Annotated in this window: 4 protein-coding genes; 2 read left to right on the forward strand and 2 right to left on the reverse strand. The window is 73.0% G+C overall.

Annotated elements, in window-relative coordinates; genetic code table 11:
* Nucleotides 1–143 precede the first annotated feature (143 nt).
* Nucleotides 144–662, forward strand: coding sequence for a hypothetical protein (locus tag ETD96_RS41910; protein WP_138642037.1), 519 nt, complete (start codon nt 144–146; stop codon nt 660–662).
* An 857-nt stretch (nt 663–1,519) separates the two neighbouring features.
* Nucleotides 1,520–2,194, forward strand: coding sequence for a hypothetical protein (locus ETD96_RS41915; protein ID WP_138642038.1), 675 nt, complete (start codon nt 1,520–1,522; stop codon nt 2,192–2,194).
* Between the two features lie 168 nt (nt 2,195–2,362).
* Here ETD96_RS41915 and ETD96_RS41920 read toward each other — a convergent pair whose 3' ends face one another.
* Together ETD96_RS41920 and ETD96_RS41925 are read right to left on the reverse strand one after the other, a co-directional pair.
* Nucleotides 2,363–3,157, reverse strand: coding sequence for an IclR family transcriptional regulator (locus ETD96_RS41920; protein ID WP_138642039.1), 795 nt, complete (start codon nt 3,155–3,157; stop codon nt 2,363–2,365).
* A 62-nt stretch (nt 3,158–3,219) separates the two neighbouring features.
* Nucleotides 3,220–4,274: thiamine pyrophosphate-dependent enzyme (locus ETD96_RS41925; protein WP_240808607.1), on the reverse strand; the 1,055-nt coding region annotated here is incomplete at its 5' end.

A 4,274-nucleotide genomic window follows, 5' to 3' on the forward strand; every position in this document is an offset into this window, starting at 1 on the left:
GGAACGATCGACAGGGGTCGGGGTTACGGGGGGATATTTCTTGAAATGCACGTGCATCAGCCCTTGCACCTGCACGCCATCCCTAGCAGGATGATCCCGGACCCCCGCACGTGAACTCCCCGGAGATCGCGATGAACGCACACTTGAGCGACAGTGACCGACAGGCGCTGCGGCTGGCCCAGGATCTCCGCGAGGAGATGCGGGCCGCGCTTCCGCAGCTGCCGGCCGCCCCCTCGGTCTCCCCGTTCGTCGACCAGTCCGGGATGCCGAGCGTCCTGCTGAGGATGGACGCGGAGACCGCCCACGCGCTCATGGCCCTGCTGGCCGAGCGCCGTGCGGGGCAGCAGGGCCTCCCAGGGCCCGAGCCGCGCCGCGCCGACGGCTCCCATGTACCGCCACCTCCGGCCCAGGCCGTGCCGGCGGCGCAGGGACCCATCGTGGCCGCGGCCGACCCCTACGGCGAATCCGCCTACCAGGGCGCCCCCTACACGGGCACCGCGTACCCGCAGCCCGGGTACCCCGAGCCCGCATACCCGGAGCCCGCGTACCCCGAGCCGGTCTACACGGAGGGGCCGTTCGTCCCGCCGCAGCCGGGGGCTCCGCTCTTCACCGGTGGCACCGGGCCGACGCCGCTCGTGCCGACGGTCTACCCGACGCACTGATCCAGCTGGACACTTCGACGCCGCGGGCTCGCCCCGCGGCGTTTGTCATGCGCCGAGCCAGGGCTTGACCGGGCCGCTGTCGTCGCCCCCTGAGGGCCTCCAGGGAGCCGTGTATGCGCGCGGAGGCCCGGCCCTGTAGGCCCTCCGGGCTGCCCAAACCCAGGCTTTACCTGCTCTGGGGGGATGGTTGGAATGCCCGTTGTAGTGGGTGTGTTCTTTAGGGTGTCGCGGTGATGCTGTGGCAGTCCGCTACAGCGTTCTCCTCGGCCCTCTGCCCGGCTTCTGAGGCGGTACGGCGCGCTCGCGCCGCCCGTGATCGGGGACCATAAAGATCGTTCTTTGCGGGGCGGACGACCCGGAAGCCCGATGCCAAAGGGGCTCCGGTCCAGTCCCCGGGAAAACGATCTACCTGGGCAAAGGTAAAGAAAACGGCGGTTTGGCGAAAGTACGGTAATGCCGTATATAGTCAACCGCAGGTCGGGTCAAAGAACCCTTGACCTGGCCAATCGCATAGCCGTCGCCTCCCGCCCGCCAGGCGGGAATCATCGCGCCGAACCGCGGTCGTCCCATGCACCGGCCGCGCGTATCCGGGATGCGCCCATGAGCCCCCGGCCCGGCGTTCCTTCCGTTTGAACCAAGCCCGTGTTCACGCATGCCCGAGAACGGTCGTGCGCACCTGAGTGCGGGCGCGGTCCACCATGCCCGTGGATCGTTCCAAGCGGGTCCTTCACCGCGGCGGCACCTCCCGAGTCCCGAGTCTCGGAGCCGCTTCCCCCTGCCCGGAATCCGGCGCGACGCCACCCGGCGGAGCGCCCCGGCGCGGAGCGGCAGCCCTGTACCCCGAACGAAGGAAATCAATGCAGCAGCGAGCGATCAATGTCGTCCTGACCGGCGTGACCGGCACCGCCCTCGCGGGCATGCTGGTGGCCGGCGTCGCAGCGGCCAGCGATGACTCCGCTCCGGACAAGCAGTTCCTGTCGCAGCAGGCCGTGGCCTCGCAGGAGCACAAGACCGCCCCCAAGAAGACCTTCGACGCCGCTGAGAAGGGCGAGGCCAAGGCCACCCCCGATGCCGGTTCCAAGACCGGTTCCAAGGCCGCGGCCAAGCCGGACGCCAAGCGCGAGAAGACCGGCTCCAAGTCGCTGCTGAGCGGCAAGACCACCGCGTCCTACTTCTGGGACGACGGGTCGGGCGTCAACGGCGACACCGGCGCCCCGGCCGGCGGCAAGCCGATGCAGAAGGGCCTGTTCGCCAGCCCGAGCTGGCCCCTCCACACCAAGGTCAAGGTCAGCTACAAGGGCCGCAGCGTCACCGGCTTCGTCGGCGACCGCGGGCCGGGCAAGCCCTCGCACCGGGGCGTCATGCTCGACCTCGACACCTACACCTTCCGCTACCTGCTGGACGGCGGGAAGCCGAAGAGCAAGTACAACTCCGGCACGGGTGAGGGCCACCTGAAGGGCGTCAAGTGGGAGGTCCTGTCCTGGGGCCACGGCGCCGGGAAGAAGGGCGCTCCGCGTCCCTTCGGCTCCTGACCCGAAGGAACTGAGGCCACATCACCGGAGCCCCGGTGAAGCGGCTGACACAAGAAGAAGGCCCGTGACGGCGATGTGAGCCCGCTCACTTCCGTCCGTCCGGCCTCACATAGACCCGGCACAGGGCTGCCGGTGCATGGAAGACGGGGATTCCCCGGTATCGCGAGATCACCGGGGAGTCCCCGTTTTCAGCTCTCCGGGGCCCTCCCGCGCCAGCTCCCTCGACAGCGCCCGCGCCGCCGTGCGGACGGCCGGCGCGAGCCGGTCCAGGTCCAGCCGGCGCACGTGCCCGGTGATGGAGATCGCGGCGATGGCGCGGCGCCGCCGGTCGAGGATCGGCGCGGCCACCGCGGACACCCCGGCCTCCGACTCCTCGCGGTTGACCGCGTAGCCGCGGTCGGCGGTCCGCGCCAGCTCCCGCCGCAGCAGGCCCGGCATGACGATCGTGTGCGGCGTGTGGCGGGCGAGGCCGGCCGCGAGGACGTCCTCCAGCCGATCGGGCCGCCCGAGCGCGAGGAACAGCTTCCCGGTGGCCGTGCAGTAGGCGGGCAGGCGCCCGCCCACCCGCGACACGATCGGCATCGACCGCCGCCCGCTGACCTTCTCCAGGAACAGCGTGTCCGTCCCGTCCAGGACGGCCAGGTGGATGTTCTCGTGCGTCGCCTCGTACAGGTCCTCCAGGTAGGGGAGCGCCGCCTCGCGCAGGCCCCGGGGCCGGGGCGCGCGCTGGCCCAGCACGAACAGCCGCATGCTCAGCCGGTAGCCGGCGTCCGTCCGCTCGACGCCGCCCCAGCGCACCAGCTCGCCGAGGAGTCGGTGCGCGGTCGGCTTCGGCAACCCGGTGCGGGCGGCGAGCTCGGTGAGGGTCAGCTCGGTGTCGGCGGAGCCGAAGGCGTCCAGCAGGCTGAGCCCGCGGGCCATCACCGACCTCGGCGGCTCCGCGCCCGCGGCAAGAGCGTCCATCTCCCGATCGTGTCCGGACTCGCGCCGACCGGCAAGGGCCGGCAGCGGGATCACGGCCCCCGTCACCGGCCCGTCCCGCGATCGGCCCGGCGACCCGCGGCGTGCCCGGTGATCGGGGCCTCGATGAGCAGGGGAGCGGCCAGGTCCTTGACGCCGGCGACTGCGTCCCGCAGCTCGTCCGCCGAGCCCGCGCGGACCGCGTCGACGCCGAAGGCCCCGGCCGCGCTCCGCCAGTCGATCGACGGGGGACCGAGGTCCATGCCGACGTAGCGGCCGTGCCTCGCGGACGGGCCGCCGCCTTCGTCCAGGGTGTCCTTGAGCGTCCGGTACTCGCCGTTGTTCATCACCACGAACGCGACCGGGACCGCGTACCGGGCCGCGCTCCACAGGCCCTGGACGCCGAACACGGCGCACCCGTCACCGAGGACCGCGACCACCGGGCGGTCCGGGTCCGCCATCCGGGTGCCGATCGCCGCGCCGATGCCCCAGCCGAGCCCGCCGCCGACCGTGTGGACGTACGAGCCGGGCAGGTCCTGCCGCAGCGCCGCCCGCAGCAGCAGGCCGGCGGTGATCGCCTCCTCGACCACCACCGCCCCGTCCGGCAGGCCCGCCGCGACGGCGTGCGCGGCGGCCCGCGGATCCAGCGGGGCGGGCCCGTAGGCGGCCCGCGCGGCGGCGTCGGCCGCCTCGCGGGCGCGCGCGTGCGCGGCCCCGAGCCGCTCGGTGCGCTCCCGCGCCGCCGGGACGCGCCCGTCCAGGTGCTCGGCCAGCGCCCGCAGCGTCCCGGCCAGGTCGCCGGTCAGCCCGTGCCGGACGGCGAAGTTGCGTCCGATCTCGGCGGGATCCTCGTCCACCTGCACGATCGCCAGGCCGTCCGGGACGGCGGGGCCGGGCGTGTAGTGGTGCGGCATGAACGCGTGGCAGCCCGCGATGATCGCCGCGTCGTGCCGGCCGAGCACCTCCCGGACGGCCGCGTTGCGCGGCGCGAGCATCCCCGCGTACAGCGGATGCCCGGTGGGGAAGTCGATCCCGTCGTTCATCGGCTGGTGGTGGACGGCCGCGCCGAGCCGCTCGGCCACCGCCACCAGCTCGGCGACCGCGCCCGCCCGCCCCACGC

This window comes from Actinomadura geliboluensis, assembly GCF_005889745.1.
GTDB lineage: Bacteria > Actinomycetota > Actinomycetes > Streptosporangiales > Streptosporangiaceae > Spirillospora > Spirillospora geliboluensis.